This is a genomic window from Synergistetes bacterium HGW-Synergistetes-1 (assembly GCA_002839185.1).
Taxonomy (GTDB): domain Bacteria; phylum Synergistota; class Synergistia; order Synergistales; family Synergistaceae; genus Caenicola.
Map to the genome: position 1 here is coordinate 48844 of PGXO01000011.1, position 22439 is coordinate 71282.

Sequence of the window (22439 nt, forward strand, 5' to 3'; positions counted from 1 at the left end):
AATGAAGACAAATGAAAACCTTGCAACAGCATTTGCAGGAGAATCACAGGCCAACAGGAAATATCTCTGCTTTGCGGCCCAGGCAGAGAAAGAGGGATTTAACAGTATAGCACGCCTTTTCCGTGCAACAGCGGAAGCAGAGACCATCCATGCATTTGCTGAATTCAAGGCGAAGGGCGGAATAGGCACAACGGCGGAAAACCTTACCGCAGCAAAAGACGGAGAGACATACGAGTTCACTGAGATGTACCCGCCGATGATCGAAGATGCAAAGGCCGAAGGCAACAACGAAGCAGCACGCATTTTCCATTATGCCAACGAAGCAGAAAAAGTGCATGCGCGCCTTTATGACGAGGCACTTTCAAACCTCGGCAATGAGCCTGAGGGTCAGGATTACTACCTCTGCCCGATCTGCGGCTATATTCACAAGGGCAAAGAGTCAACAAGCCCCTGCCCGATCTGCGGAGCCAAACCCTCAATATTCAAGAAATTCTAGTTAAATATTTAAACTAAAAAACAACAGGATCAGAACCTTATAAGGCCGCGGAAAGATCTATTTCCGCGGCCTTAATATTTTCCTTTTCAAATAAAGAGAAAGGGCGGGCAAACGTTGAAACCATTCGACAGGACAGGTTTTGGGCCGAGGTTGTCCATGCTATAATAAGTTATTATCTTTGTTTCGGGAATGAGGGAATAGTCGATGTGGTTTATGATCGTTAAATTTTTTCTGAATCTTTTTTTCAGCATAGAGATAAAGGGATGGGAAAACTGGAAAAAAGCAGGAGAGGGAGTATTGATAGCTCCAAACTATGTATCCTTCATAGATCCTCTGATCCTGGCGGTATTTCTTCCTGAAAAGGTCCCCTTCGCAATAGAGAGAAGGCTTACCAAGAAACGATTCATCGGCCTGTTTCTGCCCCTCGCAGAGACGCATATCCTCGACGCTGACGCCCCCCTTACACTGAAATATTTCTTAAATTTGCTTAAAAACGGCGGAAGATGTGTTATATTTCCGGAACTCCAGCCCACAACTATTGGCAACCCAATGAAAGTATCCCAGGGTGTGGCTATGATAGCTGATCACACCAAAGCAAAGATACTCCCCATAAACATAAAAGGCACGGAGCTTACCCCCTTTTCACGCATACAGCACAAACCGGGCCTGCGATTCTTTTCGAAAGTAACCATAACAATACTTCCCGCGACAGGAATAGATATCCCGGATGACCTTTCAGGTCCGAAAAGGGCCGCATCTGCGGGCAGAGCCCTCGAAAAGATAATGGACGAGGCTTCTCTCGCGGCCAGGGTCAAGGAGAAACCCTTCTTTGACGTACTTCTTGACGCAAGAAAACAGTACGGAGGCAAGTTCAGGCTTTTCTGCGACCACGGGCAGAGGCCGATAACCTATAACGGCTTTATAACAAGAGTCCTTCTTATCGAAGATGTACTGAAAAACGCAGACTTGGAGGGTGATAACATAGGAGTACTTCTCCCAACCTCTTTGGGCGGGGTAGTTTCCATGTACTCGCTCCAGAAAATGGGGAAGATACCGGCAATGCTCAATTTTTCACTGGGTGGCCGCTCACTTGTGAACTGCTGCAGGACTGCATCTGTCAAAACAGTTGTGACATCGAGAAAGTTTATTGAGCTCGGAAAACTGGAAGCGCTCGTCACTGCTGTTGAAGAAGAAGGACTGAGGGTCGTATGGCTTGAGGACCTGGCACCGGGAATAACCAAAATTAAAAAGATCTCAGCTGCGATCAGGACGATCTTTATAAAATCAAACCCGGTCATAGAGGGAGAGACAGACAAGCCTGCAGTGATCCTTTTCACATCAGGATCAGAGGGGGCTCCCAAGGGTGTTGTCCTGAGTTACAAAAACCTTCACACCAACCATGCCCAGATGTATACGAGAGTCGACTTCTACCGGTCTGACAGGATTTTGAACACAATGCCTATTTTTCACTCATTCGGGCTTTGCGGGGTGTTTATGCCTGTTACGCTGGGAATTTTTGTCTATTTCTATCCATCTCCCCTTCATTACAAGACGATATCCACAATTTGCTATGATGAACGTATAACATTTCTTTTCGCAACGGATACCTTCCTTGGAGGTTATGCGAAAGCTGCTTCCGACAACTATGACTTCGCTACGATACGTATGCTCGTCCAGGGAGGGGAGAAGCTGAAACATTCGACCCAGGAGCTTTGGTTCGAACGATTCAGCATCAGGATCACAGAAGGATACGGAGTTACTGAGGCATCTCCGGTCGTTTCGAATAATTACTACGCGCATCATAAAAGCGGGACAGTAGGGCAGTTCGTTGCGGGAATGCAGTACAGGATAGAGCCTGTTGAAGGGGTCCATGAGGGCGGAAGGCTCTGGCTCAAAGGCCCGAACATAATGCTTGGCTATCTCAGGGCTACAAACCCGGGAGTTATTGAACCTCCCAAGGATGGCTGGTACGATACAGGAGATATTGTCAGTGTAGATGAGGATGGTTTTGTCAGGATACTGGGCCGGGCAAAAAGATTTGCAAAGATCGGAGGAGAGATGATATCTCTGGCTGCCGTAGAGGAAGTTCTTTCTGAAGCATGGCCTGAAGAGAAGCATGCCGTAGTTATGATAAAGGGGGGCCCGAGAGGGGAAACCCTGTCGCTTGTAACCTCAAGGCCGGACCTTAAGCGTGACGAATTGCGCCAGAAACTGTCTGACCTTGGCGTAGCAGAAATAGCGATACCTAAAAAAGTATTGCTTATGGAAGATATCCCCCTTCTCTCAACAGGCAAGATAGATTATGTCTCACTTGAAGAGATCCTTAAGGATACAGATGCGGATTCCTGATCAAAAGCTTATGATCCACAGGTCGAGATGAGATAAGTATCTTTATCGATACTAAAGTCAAGATTAGGTATAGAATCCTTTTGTCCTGAACTATAAGAAATTTTCGGAGGTGCATCTTGTTGGATCTCTTTTCAAATATGATCGCAGCAGTTACCTGGCAGAACATGGTAATGATGCTTGTCGGTGCTTTTCTGCTCTACCTTGCAATTGAAAAAAACTTCGAGCCCACACTGCTTTTGCCAATGGGGTTCGGTACCCTTCTTGTGAACCTTCCACTCTCATCAGCGCTCGATCAGATGGCAGGAACGGAGGTCGTAGAAGGAGCACTGTCCATGCTCTTCAGGATGGGGATTGCAACTGAGATACTCCCTTTGCTTATTCTGATAGCGGTGGGAGCAATGTGTGATTTCGGACCGCTCCTTGCTAACCCTAAAGTTTTCCTTTTCGGGCTTGCCGCTCAGATGGGAATATTCCTAACTATGGGGATCGCCCTCCTTCTGGGGTTCAACGTATATGAGGCTGCTTCCATAGGAATAATCGGTGCTGCCGACGGTCCCACATCGATATATGTAGCGACCAGATTTGCACCTCATCTTTTAGGGCCGATATCGGTCGCCGCGTACACATATATGGCTTTGGTGCCGATGATCCAGCCCCCTGTCATAATGGCGATCACGACCGAAAAAGAACGCCGCATGAGAATGCCTGCTCCTACGAGGACGGTGACCAAAAGGGCGAAGATATTTTTCCCAATAGCTATAACAATGCTTGGCGGGATAATAGCCCCGGCTTCTGTATCACTTCTGGGTTTTGTTATGTTTGGGAACCTTCTCAGAGAGAGCGGAGTTACCGAACGCCTCTCACAGGCTGCACAGAATGAGCTGGCAAATATAGTCACTATTCTTCTGGGTTTTTCGATTTCAGCTACAATGACCGGAGAGAAATTTGTAAACATGAGCACCCTGGTAATAATCGCTATGGGGCTTATGGCTTTTGTTCTTGATACTGCCGGCGGGGTATTTACTGCAAAAGCCCTGAACCTTTTTCTTCCGGCAGGCAAGAAGGTCAATCCTATGGTAGGTGCCGCCGGCATCTCAGCCTTTCCAATGTCAGCAAGGACTATACAGAAACTTGGACAGAAGGCTGATCCATCAAACTACCTTCTTATGCACGCTGTTGGCGCCAATGTCGCCGGCCAGATCGGATCTGTGCTTGCAGGAGGAGTTCTTCTCGCATATCTGGGCGGCTAAGGTTCACTGACTGTTCCACTGCTCTCTTTTTGTTTTCTCTTTCGGTCTGGTTTGTAATTTCAGGCTTTATTTCTGTCTGTATAAACGGCGTGAAATTTATTACATTTATTATTGAAACGTAAATTTTATTTATTTATTACGTCTGATTATTCTGTTATACTTATGCAAGTTTAGGAGGTGGAGCGATTCCCACGGACACCTAGAAATATTTCGTTGTTTATTATTCCTTCCTCGATTGGTATCTGTGCTTTTTTGCTTCCCTTTGAATGGCACGGTGCTGTCAATACTCTTATTGGGCACTGCAAGGAATATTTACTTGCTTTATTGAAAGATCAACTTGGTAATCTGGTGTTGATAGTTTCTATTCTGACTATGATGCTTAGTGTTATTGCGACTTCGGTCCGACCTGAATGGATAATGAGAAGCCAGATATTCAGAGAAAATCTTATTTGCAACCCTTTCTGGTTCACAGCAAGATTTTCCAGTATTCCCATTGCAATGGCAGCAGTCTGGGGAAGCCCGGATATGTTCGGACTTTTGCTTAAAGACGCGCAGCTGATAGTGCTCAACCTTGTTCCTAAACTGATAGTGCTCACTTTCATAATGGCCCTGACTGCTCCGATGCTCCTTGACTTTGGCCTGGTTCAGTTCGTTGCGGTATACGCAAGTCCCATAATGAGGCCTCTCTTTAAAGTCCCGGGCCGTTCCGCTGTCGATTGTATCGCTTCATGGCTGGGCAGCAGTTCAATGGCAGTCGTGATCACTGCAAAAATGCACCACTGCGGTTACTATAATGACAGGGAAGCAGTTGTGATGGTCACAAGCTTTTCGCTTACGGGCATATATAACATATATGCTATAGCGACACTTCTTGATTTCAGATATGCTTTTCCCCAGATAGTGTTTTCAGTATATTTTACGATGTTTCTGCTTGCCCTCATCTTTCCAAGGATATGGCCCTTGACTACTATTCCGGAAAAGTACCATGGAGGCATTGACAATTATAATGTTCCCCAGCAGGAAGTGAGGCATGGTCACTCCCTCTTTGACTGGGCACTTTCAAGAGGTATAAATAAAGCAAGACACATGAATGCAGGATCATACTTCTATGAAACACTTTCCATAGCGATACCCCTCTTGTTCGGGACCATTCCCTTAATGATAACTTTCGGGACCGTACTTCTTGTAATAGCGGACCTGACCCCTATCCTGGACATCCTTGCTTATCCTCTGTCATGGCTGTTGGAGATCATAGGCGTGCCGGAAGCGCCGATACTCGGGGGAGCTGCGATATTTGCCTTTATTGATCAATACCTCGCTGTTGCCTATGCACAGATGCTCTTTTCAGAATCGGCCAGATTTCTTTGTATATGTCTTGCAACGGTAGGCCTGATAAATCTTACTGAAATAGGAATACATGTATGGCACTCTTCGATCCCTGTAACATTCTGGCAAATGACAGTGATTTATTTGATGCGCATTGTTATGTCTATGTTCATACTTGTTCCCTTATCCTTATACTTCTTTTCTTGAAAAGCAGACAAATATGAAGAAACCAGCACCCTTAAGGAGCTCCTGATGTCCGATGTGCCTGAGCTTACGTACTCGGCAGCAAAATAATTCTATTGTCTTGAACAGAAATAGTGTATACAATATATCAGTTTGGCAAGGGGTGATGACATGCCCTTATGGGGTTTTCTGCTTAGTTTTGTTACTGCGGTAATGTGGGCTGCGTCGCCGATTATGGTTGCGCGTGGAATGGCTCTGTCCAAATGTACCTCAAATGAGATAAATCCAATCCGCTCCATTTCATTTTTTGTTTTCACTTTAGCTGTCGCGCTGATATATACAAAGGGCAGCATTCCTTTAGTCTCCTCTCCGAAAGCTCTCTTGTACATTGCAGGGAACGTGTTTTTGGGCTATATGGTTGGGGACGTACTCTATTTTATTGCCATCAGGAAGATCGGTATCAGCCTTGCTGTGCCCGTCTCTAACGCATACCCCATTCTTGTCGTAGTGACGTCATGGCTGATGCTGGGAGAACCTATAACCCTGCAGATAGTGTCAGGCATAGTGATCGTGATCTCAGGGCTGTTATTGCTGAGATTTGGAGGAGACAGGCAGGATATGGATAAAGATGGACTGATCCCAAAAGAGATAGGCCTTTCAAATCTTATGAAAGGTTTTCTCTTTGCCATAGGCGCGGGCCTTTGCTGGGCGATAGGAGCTCCCCTGACAAAAATGGCAATGGTGGCCTCTGGTCTTGACCCGGTAGAATTAACTTTCTACAGGGCGCTTGCGTTTCTTATAATGGCATGGTCTTACAGGTTTCTGCTTATAAAATGCCGGCCTGGAGCGATCATGCCGTTAAGTGGGGTTCCTTTGAAAGGCTGGACCTATTTTCTGCTAGCTGCAGTCATAGGTCTTGCTTTGGGCTCCATATTTTACGCAGTCTGTATCAACTCAATGCCGGTAGCTGTAGTTACGGCGATCACCTCTACTAGTCCATTTATAGCAGCTCTTTTCGGTCACTTTGTGCTTAAAGAGAAACTGAGCAGGCTCCAGTGGGCAGGCGTAGTAATGATAATTTCAGGTTCTGTGACAGTGAGTTTATAGAGGCCGTTATGCGGATAGTTGTCCCTGATTCACTGCGTGCCCTTCGAAGCAGGAATTACAGACTTTTCTTTATGGCCCAGGCTATTTCGCTGACCGGCCTCTGGATGCACCGAGTTGCAATGGGCTGGCTGGTGTTCAGGCTTACCGGCCTTAACAGCGCTCTTGGTATAATTGATTTCGCAGCCTCCATTTCGGTCTTTATATTTGCACCATTTGCAGGGGCTTTGATCGAGAGATGGGATCTTAGGAAGACTTTGTTCTGCTGTCAGGCCGGATGCATGATGGTAGCGTTTATACTTGCTTTTCTTACCCTTACCGGTCTTGTTACTTTCCACATGGTCATCTTTATGAGCCTGTTGCTTGGGCTTCTGGATGCTTTTGAACTGCCGTGCAGATATTCTCTTGTCTCCTACATGGTAGACAGAAGAGAGGATGTCCCGAACGGGGTTGCCCTCAATTCCATGAATTTCAACGTGGCAAGGATGATCGGGCCGACGATCGCCGGCTTTGCTATACACGCAGTTGGAGAGGGAGTCTGCTTTCTTATAAACGGCTTTGCCTATTCTTCAACGCTTTTTGCGGTAAAAAAGATGAAGATGGAGCGTCCTCCGATCGGCAAAAGCGACGGCAGCCGGTCACAGCCCTTAAAAGATACTGCCGAAGGGTTCAGGATGGCCAGAAATTTTGCTCCGAGCCGCTATCTCCTTATGCTGATCGCAAGTACGGGATTCTTCTGCTTCCCAAGCATCGTCCTTATGCCTGCAATGGCAAAAAGCGTTCTCGGCGGGACCTCGGAGACACTTGGCTTCCTGCTTATGGGAGTAGCGATAGGAGCTCTTGCGGGATCATTTATAATGGCCTCACTGAAATCTTCGGACAGGCTTTACTGGTGGTGCACAAGGGCATGTCTTGCTTTTGGAGTTTCAGTAGTCTTTTTTTCGCTTTCAGGAAATATTTACGCCGGCATAGCACTTGCCGCCCCTGTCGGGTTCTGTATGGTAACAAGCACGATCTCGTGCAATACGCTTCTTCAGTCTATGGTCCCTGCCGGCAACAGGAGTAGGATAATGGCGCTTTATACGATGGCGATCCTTGGAATCCCGCCATTTGGCAGTTTGCTTTCAGGGAGGCTGGCTGATCATCTCGGAACTGACTGGGCACTTTTTATATGCGGATCCATAAGCGCAGTGATCGCGTATTATTTTCTTAGGAAGATCGACAGGATCAAAGACCAGATATCAAAAGCTCTTGAGGATCCGGAGGCAGTGCAATGGGAGAACTAAAAACAGAATTCAGCGCAAAGCAGATATTGATGGCAGATATGCTTCTGGTGCTCGTCGCCTTCATATGGGGAGCGGGCATCCCGATGAGCGCTCTTCTGGCAAGGAGCATAACCCCTCTGTGGGCCGTCGCGTTAAGGATGCTGATGGCTGCCTTTTTTCTCGTATTGATGTTTCCAAAGAAAATAATTACCTCGACGAGGCGGGAGTGGGCGATATCTTCTGTTCTCACTGCTGTTCTTACAGGGGTATTTATTTCCATGACATTTGGCCTGGTATACAGCACTGCAAGCAAACAGGCCTTCATCGGAGGGTTGAATGTAGTTCTTGTGCCTCTCTTTGTTTGGATAATCTATAAGACGAAGCCAAGTTTATGGATCTTTGCAGGCGCTGGCATAACTACCGCAGGGCTGCTCGTAATGGGTTTTACTCCGGGGATGGAATTCAACATTGGAGATTTTCTTTCTTTCATAATGGCGATCTTTTATGCGTTCCAGGTACTTGCCGCAGGGTTTGGTGCCCGTAGGGTCGAGCCATATCGCCTTGTTGCCCTTCACATAATTATGCTTGCAGCGGTCATGACCATATTAGCCTGCATATTCGAACCACTGCCCGATATAGGGTCATTCGGTCTGAATATCTGGGCGACCCTGCTCTGTGTTTCACTGGGAAACACGATATTGTGTTTCATCATCCAGTTCAAAGCTCAGAGGATCACACCTGAATCACATGTTGCGGTCATCTTTTCACTGGAGGGCCTTTTCGGTTATATGGTTGCCGTGCTCAGCGGGCAAGATCCATTCCACCTACAGGGAGCGGTTGGCGGTATGCTGGTCATAGCAGGCATGATGCTGACTGAAACAGAGACTTTCCTAAAACACAGAAGATCTTCTGGGCAGCTTTAGCAAAGGTATTTTCTTAACCGGTGTATGTCTTATCAACGGACCTTTTATACTGAGTAAAGATCCTGATAAATCAAAGACAATGGACCGGCTGATGTAGAATGCCGGTCCATTGTATCTTCATGTAGAAATAGGACAATGAGTGAATGCTTTTATTACATATGGCAGTTTGGCCCGCAGTACTTTGTAGGGTTCAATGCTGACTCAACGTGTCTTATCATGGTTATAAAATCAAATACCGGAAGCCCGGTGTGTGCGTGTACTGCTGCAGCAAATGGGGGAAGGTCGCTGCACTCAAGCTGTATAGCCGCCACTTCGGGGTGATCTTTAAGCATCTGATCACATACTTCAAGGATCTCTTTTTCTATAACGTCTGTATCCATTGTTCCTTTTTCTTCCAGAACGGAGGAACGGAACTCATATTTATCTTCCATTCCGTAAAGGACAACTGGCATATCAGGAGTAATGCCCACATTTCTGAGATGCTGTTCAGTCATAACAGAAGCGTTTGCCGATATTATCCCGACTTTCTGGCCCCTTTTGAGCGTTCTGGTTATAAAGGGGACCTGAAGCATACTCGACATAAAGACAGGGATATCTACCGCATCAGCTATTTCCTGCTGGAAAAGAGCCATAAAGCCGCAGGCGCCTGTTATTCCACGTACTCCTTCAGCTTCGAGTTTACGTGCTCCTTCAAGGAATGGTTCCAGGAGCGTCAGGTCCCGCTGATTCAGAAGCCTTTCTATTGAGGCCCCTTTAACTTCATGGTAGCGAACAGGAAATGGATAGGTGGTCGCGTTTCCGACGTTCCCGGGTACACAAGGGTATGCGGCATCGAGTATCAGTATTCCGATCGGTTCACCATCCCACGAGCGTGTCTTGCTTCTGATCTTATAAAACGACATCATTATTCCCCCCAATTGAATAAATTACCTTAGAGAAAATAGCAGTTAAATGACCATATTGTCAAGGATCCATCTAAATAGTTTAATTTTTGGAGCTGTTTTAAAAATACGCCGCATCACTTATGACAACATCGATATTTGAATATAGAATGTCAGAGTATTAAATCTGAAAACGGGAGAGATGCCCCATGAAAAAGGCCTTATTAAGCTTTCTTGCTGCAGTGATGATCATATCCAGCATTGCGCAGATCGCATCTGCAATAGAGATCGGTTCCCCTGTAAGCGATTTCGAGCTTGCCGATTTGAATGGAAAGAACATAAAACTCAGCGATTTTAAAGGAAAGACGGTAGTCATTAATTTCTGGGCTACATGGTGTCCGCCCTGCAAAAAAGAGATGCCCGATTTCGACCTTCTGGACAAAGAGCTGAAGAAAAAGAATGATGCGGTACTGCTTGCCGTAAACATGACAGACGGCAAAAGAGACACGAAGAGCAAAGTCGAAGCATTCGTCAAGGAAAATGGCTACGGAATGAGGGTCCTCTTAGACACAGAAGGTAAAGCTGCAAAACTCTATGACATAAAGTGGCTGCCAACTACTGTCGTAGTGGATCGTAAGGGTAAACTTCACTGGCAGATATTTGGTGAGACGACAAAAGAGACAGTGCTAAAGGTAATAAAGGAAATAAAGTAAATGTGGACTGACCTTCCACTTTTATTTCTCGAAGGCTTTTTGGCCTTCATATCGCCGTGCATGCTTCCTATGCTTCCTGTATATCTCATGTACCTTGCCGCTGAAACAGAACATGGGAAAAAAGCAAGCATCGTAAATACGATAGGTTTTGTTTGCGGGTTTACTTTTGTCTTTATGGCATTGGGAGCCACAGCAACTGCTATTGGCGCTGTTATGAATGAACACAGGATGCTTTTACAGCGGGTAAGCGGAGCAATAATTTTTATATTTGGACTCCATTTCCTTGGAATATTCAAGATCGGTTTCCTGGACGTTGAAAAAAAGATCGACATTGGCCTGCAGAAACGCGGCGGGTTTATTGGTGCTTTGCTCTTTGGGGCAGCATTCTCTCTTGGCTGGTCTCCATGTCTTGGTCCGTTTCTTGGTTCTGCCCTCATGCTTGCGGGAAGCGGGAAAACAGTTTTGCAGGGAGTTTTCTACCTATTTGTCTTTTCAATGGGCCTGGGAGTTCCATATATACTTGCGGCAGTCTTTTTCACAAATATTAAAGGCGTCTTCCAGTGGCTTAAGAAGCATGGCAGGCAGATCAAAATCATATCCGGGCTGATCCTTGTTTTTGCCGGACTTATGATGATATTTGACTTGTTCGGTTATTGGGCCGGCCTCTTCATGTAGGAAATACTAGTATATAATCTTTGATAATTTCAGTTTATCATAGAATTTATTGTTTAGTCCAATTTTAAGAGTTTGGTTGCGCAATTTGCAGAAAAACAGTTTATTTTTATGTTGGTAGTCGTTTTAATAGGTACTAATATATAATTTTATTCATATATTATATTCATGATATATATACTTTGCAATTTTATTTTGGTCTATGGTAAATCTGTTAAATTACCATCTGGATCAAACCCCATCTCCCTAGGACCCTCAACAATTTTAATCGTTGAGCTTGATACTATTTCTGGCATATAGTTTTCGGAGACCCAAATATGATTTAATTCCAAAGTGTTATGTATTCTCACTATTTTCACTTCTTTGATATCTGTCTTTCCGCAGGCAGAGGCAGCAGCATATATTGTATCAAAATCATTATTCATGACCATTGGTATTTTTGCCATGCAAAGAGGGGATGAGAGGCTGTTTGTATATGTCGCGGCAAGGTCGAGCTCCTGAGCGAATTTACGGCAGACGAAATCTGCAATTCCGAGCCCAGCGGCATTTCCGTGGCTCATCTTTGTAATGCGAAGGATCGCGATTTTTTTCGGATGTGGATAACCTTCCATGTGCTTTTCAGGAGCGAATAAAAATCGTCCGGTTATATTCGGGTCCATACCTGCACCGCTTATCTCTTTACCGTACTGGTCTACGACAAGAGTATCTATATCGTCGAAGGCTATCCTTGGCATTGCAGCTGAAGCTTCTTTTAGCAATTCCTGCTCGTGTGTCAGTATGTCTTTTGGCATGACCGCTTCAATGCGTTTTGTTTGATGATATGCATTGTCTATCAGTGCCACTGCGAAGAGAACTTTTGTTTTTTCGAGGAATATTCTGGCAGAACTTTGAAGTCTTTCACTCATGCCAAAAATTCCGCCGGTCTTGTGAAATGACACTGCACCGCGGTGTTTACCGAGTCCGACTATCATCATTTTACAAAGTCCGCTTTCTATGGGCCCGCGGAAGTCGGTGTGCGGTTTTACGCGTCCGCAGACAACAATATAGTCAGCACCGTATGCGTTTGCATCACAGTTTACCTCTACACCCTCTGGCGAGTGTCCCAGAACCGCAGTATCCATAGTTGCCTTTATAGGCATTTCAAGTGTTTCCTCTGTCATGCCCAGAGAGGCTAAAACCTCTATCTGTCCTTCGGAGGTGCCACCGCCGTGACTGCCCATTGCAGGAACTACAAAGGGCAATGCACCCTTAATGCGGAGCTCACGCCCAACAGCCCTGCAGGTTTCCATAAAGTTTGGAATACCACGGCTGCCGGCAGTTACCGCGATGCTTTTACCAATGAGATTAGGCAGAGGAAGTTTAGCAATTTCGTTATGTACGCACGTATCGATATCATCTACATGGTCGTTGAAAAATTTTTGCTCAACTTTTATCATTCTTGGGAAGCCATTGAAGTTTGTTTTTATTAAATTATATGCGATTGGCATGTTAAAGAGCATAAATGATCAGATTCCTTTCTTTCTATCCTTATCCCACATATCTTAAAGCAGACGGGCACGTCCAGCTAGTTTCTCTTGAAAAAGATTGGCGGCCGGGACTATTTGTCCAAGCTGCACAAGCGCATTTATCGTGTGCTGAAGGTGTTTCTCTGAATAAAGTTCTGCTTCGGCAGAGTCCCTGGCTTCTATAAGTTCGAAAAGCCTCACGTGATCTTGATAGGCTGCGACGCGTCCCCCTTCAGCCTCGGGAGAGGTATTTATTCTCATTAAAAACATGCCCTGTTCTATGGTCGCATAGACGCCTTCATAAATTCGTGACAGGTACGCGTTATCTGCAGATTCCACGATTATGGTATGAAAGGCCGTGTTCCAATATGCCCCCTTTTCTGCTGCTTCTTCAGTCGTTTGTTCAGCGAGTTCTTTCATATGCTCCAGGCACTCACACATTTTTGAGAGATCTTTTTCGTCACGTCGGGATGCCGCTATTCCCGTTGCTACAGGTTCTATTATTTGCCTGACTTCCATTGCCCGCGAGAGGATGTCCGCTGGCCAACCGTGGACTTTCTGAAGCATCATTTTAGCTTCGTTTTCCTCTATAGGAGAAAGATAAATTCCTTGCCTGTCTCTGATGTCAAGTACTCCCATTGCCTCAAGCGCGATAAGTCCCTCACGGAGTACCGGACGGGTCTCTCCTACCGCATCAACCAATTGCCTCTCGGGCAGAAGTTTGTCATTAAGGACGATCTCACCGCTGTGTATTTTTTGAAGCAGTTTCTCTATCACCAGTTTTCTTTTGCTGTTCATAACACAAATCACTCCCGCACTTTCTGCTTTTGTTGTTATGTTTGCCAGTTCAAATGAGGTATTTCAATAATACTTTAGCATAATTTAATATTTTTATTAAAACTAATATTAGAAATATTGATTTATGTGAGCTGGCAATAGCTTTTTGTTTTATTCGCATAGACCTTTCAACCCAAAATTTTTTTATGAAATTTTTGATAAAGATTATGTTAATTATTTTAAAACCCCATTAGTGAAAACTAGTTATTTCTGCTTACGAACAATGTTGTTTAATTTTATCAACCCCATTGGGATTCACCTTGGGCTACCAAGGGATACCTTGCATTTCTTTAATATCGGTATTATAATGCCTCTAAACAAAAAAATCTAGTATTCCATGGTAGACCAGTAAATAATTCTCTGGAGGTTTTAAATTTGAAGTATCGGTTCAATGTTTTGATCATAGGGGGCGGCGTAGTAGGCAACGCTATCGCGCGTGAACTTTCACGCTTCAGGATGACAGTTGCATTGCTGGAAAAAGAATCTGATGTGGGTATGGAAACAAGCTGTAGGAACAGCGGTGTTCTCCACTCGGGCATAAACTACGAAGCAGGAACATTAAGAGCAAAACTGTCGGTAAGTGGCAATGCGATGATGGACAAGCTTTGCTCTGAACTTAAGGTGAAGATGAAGAGAATAGGTAAATTAACTACGGCTATTGACGAAAATGACTTGCCCGGACTAAAGCGCCTTATGGAGCAAGGAACAGCTAACCGTGTGCCTGACCTCGTAATACTTAATAACCATGAGATGCAGAAGATCCAACCTGGGATTGAGGGAATTGCGGCTATTTGGAGTCCAACCAGCGCGATAATTTCGCCGTACGGACTAACGATAGCTCTTGCAGAAAATGCTCACACTAACGGAGTGGAATATTTCCTTAAGAGTGAGGTTTTGACAGTTAAAAAAGATGAATCCGGAAAATTTACCGTAACAACTAGTAATGGAGAGACTTTTTCTGCCGATATATTAATAAACGCTGCCGGCCTTTCAAGCTGTCGAATAAGTGGACTTGCAGGGGTAAATGAGGGCAACAATGGCGAGAGTCTCAAGATATGGCCATGCCGCGGGGAATATTTTGTTTTGGACAATCGTCTTGATGGAACATTGAAAACTCTGGTATACCCTGTTCCTGGGGCAAAAGACGCTGGGCTTGGCATACATCTTACTCCAACAGTGGACGGCAATATTCTTATTGGTCCAAGTGCGGAATATATCCCGGAAGAAACGCCTGAGGACTATAGAGTTACGGCGCCGGTTCTTGAAGATCTTAGAAGAGAAGCACATAAACTTCTGCCGGATATAAAAATGAGTGATTTTATCCGTAACTTTGCTGGCAATCGTCCGAAGCTTACTCCTCCTGCCGAGGGAGGAAATGCTGATTTTATCATCGAAGAGACAAAGAGCTTAAACGGTTTTATTAACCTGATTGGCATAGAGAGTCCGGGACTGACTAGCGCTCCGGCAATTGCGGAAAAAGTTCGTGACATTGTTTCAAAGCATATCCCTCTCGAGGAAAAGGAAAAATTTCTTGCTGAGTGCTCAGGTTTTGCGGGACATTTTAGTGATTTGTCCAAAGAAGAACAGGAGCGTCTTATTAAGTTGGAACCCGAGTACGGAGAGATAATCTGTCGATGTGAAAAAATCACAAAAAAAGAAGTACGCGATGCGATAGAGAATTCGTTGGGAGCCAGGACTCTCGCAAGTATCAAATACCGTGCAAGAAACGGCATGGGGCGTTGTCAGGGTGGCTTCTGCATGCCGAGGATCGTGAGAATACTGCGGGATGAGTATGGATTTACGCCGGAAGATTATGTTTTAAGAGAGGCAGGCTCCAATCTCTTTACCGGAAATGTAATGAAAGGAAAAGATTAATCATGATACGCGAAAAGCATGATCTGGTAATAATTGGCGGGGGCCCCGCCGGACTTGCTGCCGCGGCAGCAGCAAAAGAGGCCGGCTGCAACGATATCCTCTTGATAGAAAGAGACAGGATATTAGGGGGCATACTAAATCAATGTATCCATGACGGTTTCGGTGTGCACGCGTTCAATGAGGCCCTTTCAGGTCCTGAGTATGCCGACCGATTCATACAAAAAATTAGAGGACTCAGTATCCAGGTGATGGATAAGACTATAGTGCTGGATCTTTCAAAGGATAAAGTGCTCTGCGTCAGCCGAATGGGCGAAATAAAAGAAATAAAGGCAAAAGCCGTTGTTTTGGCGATGGGCTGCCGGGAACGTACGCGTGGGGCACTGGCAATTCCAGGACACAGACCTGCCGGTGTATACACAGCAGGGACAGTCCAGAACCTGGTGAACCTTGAAAACATTATGCCGGGAAAACACGTAGTGATTCTGGGTTCAGGTGATATTGGGCTTATCATGGCCCGCCGCCTTACATTGGAGGGTGCCAAGGTGGAAGCTGTCTTTGAAGTTCTCCCATATTCCAGTGGTTTGCAGAGAAATATACAACAGTGCCTGGAAGATTACGGCATCCCGCTTCACCTCTCAACTACAGTAATAGACATTTACGGACCCAAAGGCCGCCTGGAAGGTGTAACTGTTGCGCAGGTCGATGATGAGCGAAAGCCTGTGAAAGGAACAGAGCGTTTTGTTTCATGCGATACATTGCTTCTTTCGGTGGGACTTATTCCGGAAAACGAACTTACAAGGGAAGCTGGAATTGTGATGTGTGACGTAACACAGGGTGCAGATGTTGATGATAGGTGCATGACGAAACTTCCAGGAGTATTTGCCTGCGGAAATGTTCTCCACGTTCACGATCTGGTGGATTTTGTATCCATGGAGGCGGAACGTGCGGGAAAGAGCGCAGCTCTTTACGTTGCAGGGAAACTTGCCATCTCTGGCAAAGAAATTCCAGTTAGACCAGGGAAAGATGTCCGTTATGTGGTTCCTCAAAGGATAAAACAGGGTGATGAGGTGTCGTTGGCCTTTAGGGTAACCTCTCCCATGTGCGACAGGATCATAGAGGTGTGCGACGGCGGTAGCGTGCTAATGTCAAGAAAAGAAGCGCGCATGCATCCTGCAGAGATGGTATGGGTGGATATGGGCAAACTTGATATTGGAAAGATAGATTCGCTGGAGGTACGCGTAAGATGACAGAAAAAGAATTTATCTGTGTTGTATGTCCAAATGGATGTCCGATAAAGGTCCGCTACGAAGAGGGCAACTCTCCAAAACTGATAAGCGTTGAGGGCACGCGCTGTCCGCGCGGTAAAAGCTGGGTGAAACAGGAGATAGAGAATCCGATGAGAACTTTCTCATCAAGCGTTATTGTCTCGGGCGGCGATTTTCTCGAGGCCAGCGTACGCCTCACCAAGCCGGTTCCGCTGGCGAAAATTTTTGAGGTGGTAGCAGAAATAAAAAAGATCAGGCTCTCCGCGCCGCTGGAGATAGGCGACGTGGTGCTCTCGAACCCAGCGGGAACTGAAACAGAGGTAATCGTAACCAGAAACGTACCGTTAAAGGCGAAATAAAGAATTGTTCCATAAACCAAGAAGGAGGAAGTTATTATGAGGGACTATGTAGTTAAATACGATGATCTTTACCGGGTCGCAAAGGAAATATTCATGGGGCTCGGATATTCCGACTATCAGGCTTCGACCGTCACTAGCTGTCTTGTCGAGGCGGACTCACGCCACAAACATTCACACGGCGTCGCCGCGATGATGACCTATGTCAGCCATCTCAAAGCCGGTAACCTCGACCTGAACGCTCCGGAACCAACGACGGTTTTTGAAACGCCGCTCTCCATCGTTCTTGACGGCCATTCAGGCGTGGGCTACTGCATCGCCGATTTTGCCGTTAAAAAAACCATTGAAAAAGCAAAGAAATCAGGTGTCTGCATAACGACAGTACGCCAGGCAAACCACTATGGATTCGCGGCTCACTGGTCAGAGATGATGGCCAAAGAAGGATTGATCGGCATTGCTTCCACTAACACGGTCCGCTGTGTCTGCCCGACACGAAGCGCGGAGCGCAATCTTGGCACGAACCCGCTGACATTCGCCTTCCCGACAGCGGGCGACGAGCCGATGTTCAACCTTGATATGGCGACATGCGTAATGGCACACGGGAAGCTCGTCCGCAGCCAGGTATTTGCGGAAAGCGGAATAATTCCCCGCGAAGTGATCATCGACGGCAGGGGCAATGTCGTGACTGACTTCAAAGAAGCGCTTGAGATCCTCCACCACGGAGACGACAGAAGCGACGCACCGAAGCCTGACACCGGCGGACTCGTTCCCCTCGGCGGTGTCACAGAGATATTAAGCGGACATAAGGGTTACGGTCTTGCGATGCTCGTTGAACTCCTCACGGGCGGTCTCTCTGGCGGAACGCCCAGTAAGTTTATACCGCTTGCGCACGAGGGTATCTGCTTCTTCTTCATGGCGATCGATCCTGCGCTTTTTGGCGATGCCCATGAAGTTCGTGAGCACGTCAAATACATCATCAACGAATATAGAAAGACGGCGCCTCTCGATCCCAGCCTGCCAGTCCTCATGCCCGGCGACAAATCACGCGCAGCGCACGCCAAGGCAGTCAAGGAGGGTATCGAATTGAGCCCCGAAATTGTTGACATACTTAGGGAAGTTGCCATTTTGACCAAAAAAGAAGCAGAATTGGAATCAATTTTTGTTCATCCTTAGCTTCCAGATCAACACGTGTCCGATATAGACTTTCAAAATACTTATAAAGGAGGCTGTAGTTATTTTAGAAATTGAAATGGGTAATTTGCAGAACATAAAATAAATTATTTGGGAGGTCAATAATATGAAAAAGAACTTTAGCATTGTTATCATCTCTATCTTCCTGGTGTCTATGTTATTCGGTACGGCCTTTGCAAAGGAAGATTTTCGCATTAAATTTGGCTACAGCGCAACGGATAAAGAAAACAACTTCCAGGTATTTAAAAATGTATTCAAGAAATATGTCGAAGATACATCAAAGGGACGCCTTGTTGTTGACCTCTATCCGAATGCACAACTTGGCGGTGAACGTCAGATGCTTGAAGGAATGACTCTGGGAACAGTAGAAATGGCTATGCTGTCACCAGGAATTGCCGCAAGTATCAGTCCCAAGTTCCAGGTCCTTGATCTGCCGTACCTCTTTAAGGACAATTTTACGGCGTATAAAGCACTGGATGGCAAGTTGGTAGGTATATTGAATTCGCAGTTAAATCCTAAGGGTGTTCGCCTTCTTGGGTTTGCAGAAAACGGATTCCGTGAAATAACAAACAATACTAAGGTCATAAAAACCCCGGCGGATCTCAAAGGTATGAAGATTCGAGTTCAGCCGATTCCCGCACACCTTGAGCTTTTTAAAGCATTTGGCGCTAACCCCACACCTGTAGATTTTGGAGAACTCTATACAGCGCTCCTTCAGAAAACTGTCGATGCACAGGAGAACCCGATTACTCTGATCTACAGCTCAAAACTTTATGAAGTTCAGAAATATATTTCAATGACGGACCATGTTTATGCTCCTTCCGCACTGTTTATCAGCGAAAATTTTTATAAAAAGCTTCCAGATGATCTGAAGAAAATTGTTGCGGATGGTGCAAGGAAATTCCGCGATGAATCAAGAAAGAGCCAGCAGAAAGCGTCTAAAGATCTTATCGAGCAGCTTAGGAAAGCTGGAGTTAACGTTTATTATCTGACACCTGCAGAGAAGAAAGCATTTATGGATGCTGCAAAACCAGTGTTTAAGATCATGGAGCCGGTTGTAGGAGCTGACCTTATAGAAATGGTAACTTCATACAACAAATAGAGTGAGGATGTACGGTCGATAACTTCTTAGGGAGAGAGAATTTTTCTCTCTCCCACATAAGGAAAGGAGTTGTATTATGCTTAATATTTTTAACAAGATAGAAGAAAGATTTTTAATTCTAAATCTTTTGGTATCGACACTTATCGTCTTTATGAATGTTGTATTGAGGTACATTTTCAGTGCCTCTCTCTCATGGGTCGATGAGGCAGCAAGATATATGTTTCTATGGCTTATATGGGTAGGTGCAGACTACGCACTCGCAAACAGATCGCATCTGCGTATAACGATGTTTCCAAACAAACTGCACGGAAAAGCTCGGATCGCTTTAGAGCTCTTTGTACTTACGGTATGGTTTTCATTCTGCGCGTTTCTTGGTTATCAGGGAATAAAACTTGTATCTATAGTAGTAATGCAACAGCAGCTCTCAACTGCAATGCAGATAAATATGGGCTGGGCTTACGCATGTGTCCCCTGTGGAGCAATATTCATGTCTGTTCGTCTCCTCCTTGACATAGTTTCTATTATCCGCACAGGTGTTATTCCAGGGATAGAAAATAACGACCCAAATAAACTTGCAGAAGAAGCGTTAGAAGGAGTGACAATGTAATATGGACATAGGACTTCTTTTTGGGATACTATTTACGCTTTTGGCCCTGTCTGTTCCAATCGGAATATCCCTTGGCGTAGCTACTGCAACAACAATATTTGTCTGCAGCCATCTCCCTCTCGTATTGATAGCGCAGAACGGTTTTACGGGCATGGATTCTTTCCCGCTGCTGGCAATACCTTTCTTCATGTTAGCGGGTTCCCTGATGACTTATGGCGGAATATCACGCCGTATAGTAGCGATGGCTGAGTGTCTTGTGGGTTTCATCACAGGAGGTCTTGCAATGGTAACAATAGTTGCATGTATGTTCTTTGGCGCCATTTCAGGATCTGCTGCAGCAACGGTCTCTGCTATCGGTTCTTTTATGGTTCCGATGATGGTCGAAAAAAAATATAACCCTGCTTTTGCAGCAGCGGTAATATCTTCTGCAGGTACGATAGGTTGTATCATTCCTCCAAGCATACCTTTTGTCGTGTATGGAGTCATTACTGGAACTTCTGTAAGTGATCTTTTTATCGCTGGCATAATCCCGGGAATAATAATCGGGATCGCGCTGATGATAGTTGCTTTTTTTATCAGCAAGAAAGAAAAATATCCAAAAATGTCAAGCATCCCGACATTCAAGACCGTGGTAAAGGTTTTTGTCGAGTCGATATGGGCACTTTTCGTTCCGTTTATTGTTCTTGGAGGGATATATGGAGGCATCTTCACTCCCACAGAAGCTGCGGTAGTTGCAACCGTTTACGCTATCATAGTAGGGAAATTTATATATAAAGAGCTAACCTATGAAATAACCCTCAAGGCATTTAAGGATGCAATTATGGTTATTGGGGCGACGCTCTTTATGGTCGGACTTGCTACATCGTTTGCGTCGTACCTCGCGATGGAAAGAATTCCAATAAAAGTTGGTACTTTTATATTAGGTTTTGCGCAAAGCAAGATTATTGTGTTGCTTCTTATCAATGCTGTGCTCCTAATCATAGGTTGTTTTGTTGATAATATTTCATCAACGATAATCCTTACTCCAATATTCCTTCCTATTGTTAAAGAACTTGGAATGGACCCTATACAGTTCGGTATGATCATAAGTATTGGTCTTGCAATTGGTTTTTCAACGCCGCCATATGGGTGTAACTTGTTTATTTCTTCTACCATATCAAAGGTCAGTGTGGAAAAAATTTCTGTAAAATTGATACCCTTTATTGCAGTGATGATCATTTGTCAGCTGTTGTTTACATTCATTCCGGAACTTTCACTGTTCCTTTTGAGATAACAAGATGTGTTGTTTGTAGATAAAAATTTGTTTTTTAAGTTCTAAAAATATGCTGCCATGTTAATGTACCAAAGTACATGGTCAAACAAAAAATATTATATTAACAAGAGGAGTGTTTGAAATGGATAAAATTAAAGGAATATACACAGCGCTTTGCACTCCAGTTATCGAGGGCAAAGTAAATGAAAAGGCCATGGATAAGTTGGTCAATTTTGTAATTGAAAACAGGACTGCCGGACTTGTTGCTCTCGGGGGCACCGGTGAATATTGTGCACTCACTGATGAGCAGCGTATAGACGCGGTAAAGATGACTATATCTGCAAATAAGGGGCGCGTCCCGGTCGTTGCGGGTATCATTGGTCCTGGGCTCCCTGAGGCCATAAACATGGGCAATAAATGCAAAGAACTAGGCGCCGATGCGATCATGGTAGTTACTCCATATTATGTTGTCGCTAATCAGCAGGGTATTTACGAGTATTACATGCAAATAATGAAAAACGTCGATCTTCCGCTGGTTCTCTATAATATTCCCTATCGTACAGGAGTCAACATGCTTCCTGAAACCGTCGAAAGACTGCTTGATAATGATAGAAATGGACAAATTGTTGGAATGAAAGAATGCTGTCCTAATATGGGGCAGGTTCTTGAACTTTTGTCCAAAGTTAAGGAACGCACGTCTGTGCTCACCGGTGAGGAATTTTTGTTCTTTCAGGAAGTCTCATGTGGGGCAAAAGGCGGAATATTAGCTACATCGAACCTTTTGCCCGGGCTTTGGGCGGACTTGTTTGACCTCATTACTGCAGGAGAGCTCGAAAAAGCATCTGAAGTAGTGATAAAAGTAACTCCATTGTTGCGTTTGATTTTTGCCGAGTCAAACCCAGGACCTTTAAAAGAAGCTATGAAAATGATCGATATCGATTGTGGAGATCCGCTCCTGCCATTGGTAAAACCTTCAAAAATAATAGTAGAATCGTTAGAAAAAGAATTAAAAAAACTTTTAGCATGGTATAAGTAAACTTCTTGCCTTTTATCCCACACATAAATACTACATGCATGATATGTAGTATTACTAAAAATCCGGCAGGTATTTCTTTTTTACTCAGGGAGCTTGCCGGATTTTTAAGTAAACAAACATAGGAAGGACGATATAAATTGGCAACAAAAATCATGGTAACACTTGACGGCAACGAAGCGGCAGCTTACGTTGCTCACGCAGTCAATGAAGTAATATCGATCTACCCCATTACACCATCTTCGCCGATGGGT

General features: G+C 45.0%; 20 protein-coding genes. 17 read left to right on the forward strand and 3 right to left on the reverse strand.

Translation table 11 applies throughout. From position 1 onward, the window contains the following. Window position 1 precedes the first annotated feature (1 nt). The 7 genes from CVV54_09515 to CVV54_09545 all read left to right on the forward strand — a co-directional run bounded on the left by CVV54_09515 (window position 2) and on the right by CVV54_09545 (window position 8896). Window positions 2-496 carry a rubrerythrin gene (locus tag CVV54_09515; protein ID PKL03706.1) on the forward strand — a complete coding sequence of 165 codons (495 nt, stop codon included), beginning with the start codon at window positions 2-4 and terminating at the stop codon, window positions 494-496. A 204-nt stretch (window positions 497-700) separates the two neighbouring features. Further along, complete coding sequence (locus CVV54_09520) at window positions 701-2845, forward strand: acyl-[ACP]--phospholipid O-acyltransferase (protein ID PKL03707.1); 2145 nt, start codon at window positions 701-703, stop codon at window positions 2843-2845. Between the two features lie 137 nt (window positions 2846-2982). Continuing rightward, window positions 2983-4095, forward strand: a complete 1113-nt coding sequence (locus CVV54_09525; GenBank protein ID PKL03729.1) for a glutaconyl-CoA decarboxylase subunit beta — start codon at window positions 2983-2985, stop codon at window positions 4093-4095. Window positions 4096-4308: 213 nt separating this feature from the next. Further along, window positions 4309-5628 (forward strand): hypothetical protein, encoded by a 1320-nt coding sequence (locus CVV54_09530; GenBank protein PKL03708.1) that lies wholly within the window; start codon window positions 4309-4311, stop codon window positions 5626-5628. 147 nt (window positions 5629-5775) lie between these two features. Further along, a complete protein-coding gene (locus CVV54_09535; protein ID PKL03709.1) occupies window positions 5776-6711 on the forward strand; it encodes a hypothetical protein in 936 nt (311 codons plus the stop codon). An 8-nt stretch (window positions 6712-6719) separates the two neighbouring features. After that, on the forward strand, window positions 6720-7994 hold the full coding sequence (locus CVV54_09540) for an MFS transporter (GenBank protein ID PKL03710.1): 1275 nt from the start codon (window positions 6720-6722) through the stop codon (window positions 7992-7994). Continuing rightward, entirely contained in the window at window positions 7982-8896 is a 915-nt protein-coding gene (locus CVV54_09545; GenBank protein PKL03711.1) for an EamA/RhaT family transporter, read from the forward strand. Before CVV54_09540 ends, CVV54_09545 begins: the two co-directional genes overlap by 13 nt. A 152-nt stretch (window positions 8897-9048) precedes the next feature. Here the strand turns inward: CVV54_09545 and CVV54_09550 are convergent, their stop codons facing one another. Next, window positions 9049-9798 (reverse strand): hypothetical protein, encoded by a 750-nt coding sequence (locus CVV54_09550; GenBank protein PKL03712.1) that lies wholly within the window; start codon window positions 9796-9798, stop codon window positions 9049-9051. Between the two features lie 188 nt (window positions 9799-9986). On the opposite strand from CVV54_09550, the gene CVV54_09555 reads away from it, so the two are divergent. Then, window positions 9987-10490 (forward strand): TlpA family protein disulfide reductase, encoded by a 504-nt coding sequence (locus CVV54_09555; protein PKL03713.1) that lies wholly within the window; start codon window positions 9987-9989, stop codon window positions 10488-10490. After that, window positions 10491-11165 carry a cytochrome C biogenesis protein ResB gene (locus CVV54_09560; protein PKL03714.1) on the forward strand — a complete coding sequence of 225 codons (675 nt, stop codon included), beginning with the start codon at window positions 10491-10493 and terminating at the stop codon, window positions 11163-11165. A 197-nt stretch (window positions 11166-11362) separates the two neighbouring features. Here CVV54_09560 and CVV54_09565 read toward each other — a convergent pair whose 3' ends face one another. Continuing rightward, entirely contained in the window at window positions 11363-12661 is a 1299-nt protein-coding gene (locus CVV54_09565; GenBank protein ID PKL03715.1) for a hypothetical protein, read from the reverse strand. Window positions 12662-12703: 42 nt separating this feature from the next. Then, the gene (locus CVV54_09570; GenBank protein PKL03716.1) at window positions 12704-13465 is read right to left on the reverse strand and encodes a FadR family transcriptional regulator; all 762 of its coding nucleotides are present in this window, start codon (window positions 13463-13465) and stop codon (window positions 12704-12706) included. 414 nt (window positions 13466-13879) lie between these two features. Between CVV54_09570 and CVV54_09575 the strand changes: the two genes are divergently transcribed. The 8 genes from CVV54_09575 (at window position 13880) to dapA (ending at window position 22188) form a co-directional block, all read left to right on the forward strand. Next, window positions 13880-15379, forward strand: coding sequence for an FAD/NAD(P)-binding oxidoreductase (locus CVV54_09575; GenBank protein PKL03717.1), 1500 nt, complete (start codon window positions 13880-13882; stop codon window positions 15377-15379). Window positions 15380-15381: 2 nt separating this feature from the next. Beyond that, complete coding sequence (locus CVV54_09580) at window positions 15382-16626, forward strand: pyridine nucleotide-disulfide oxidoreductase (protein PKL03718.1); 1245 nt, start codon at window positions 15382-15384, stop codon at window positions 16624-16626. After that, entirely contained in the window at window positions 16623-17003 is a 381-nt protein-coding gene (locus tag CVV54_09585; protein ID PKL03719.1) for a molybdopterin oxidoreductase, read from the forward strand. Before CVV54_09580 ends, CVV54_09585 begins: the two co-directional genes overlap by 4 nt. Window positions 17004-17039: 36 nt before the next feature. After that, complete coding sequence (locus CVV54_09590; protein PKL03720.1) at window positions 17040-18173, forward strand: lactate dehydrogenase; 1134 nt, start codon at window positions 17040-17042, stop codon at window positions 18171-18173. A 124-nt stretch (window positions 18174-18297) separates the two neighbouring features. Further along, window positions 18298-19293 (forward strand): C4-dicarboxylate ABC transporter substrate-binding protein, encoded by a 996-nt coding sequence (locus CVV54_09595; GenBank protein PKL03721.1) that lies wholly within the window; start codon window positions 18298-18300, stop codon window positions 19291-19293. 76 nt (window positions 19294-19369) lie between these two features. After that, window positions 19370-19900 (forward strand): TRAP transporter small permease, encoded by a 531-nt coding sequence (locus CVV54_09600; GenBank protein ID PKL03722.1) that lies wholly within the window; start codon window positions 19370-19372, stop codon window positions 19898-19900. 1 nt (window position 19901) lies between these two features. Next, window positions 19902-21173 carry a C4-dicarboxylate ABC transporter permease gene (locus CVV54_09605; GenBank protein PKL03723.1) on the forward strand — a complete coding sequence of 424 codons (1272 nt, stop codon included), beginning with the start codon at window positions 19902-19904 and terminating at the stop codon, window positions 21171-21173. Window positions 21174-21294: 121 nt separating this feature from the next. Further along, window positions 21295-22188 (forward strand): 4-hydroxy-tetrahydrodipicolinate synthase, encoded by an 894-nt coding sequence (dapA, locus tag CVV54_09610; protein PKL03724.1) that lies wholly within the window; start codon window positions 21295-21297, stop codon window positions 22186-22188. Window positions 22189-22439: the final 251 nt, after the last annotated feature.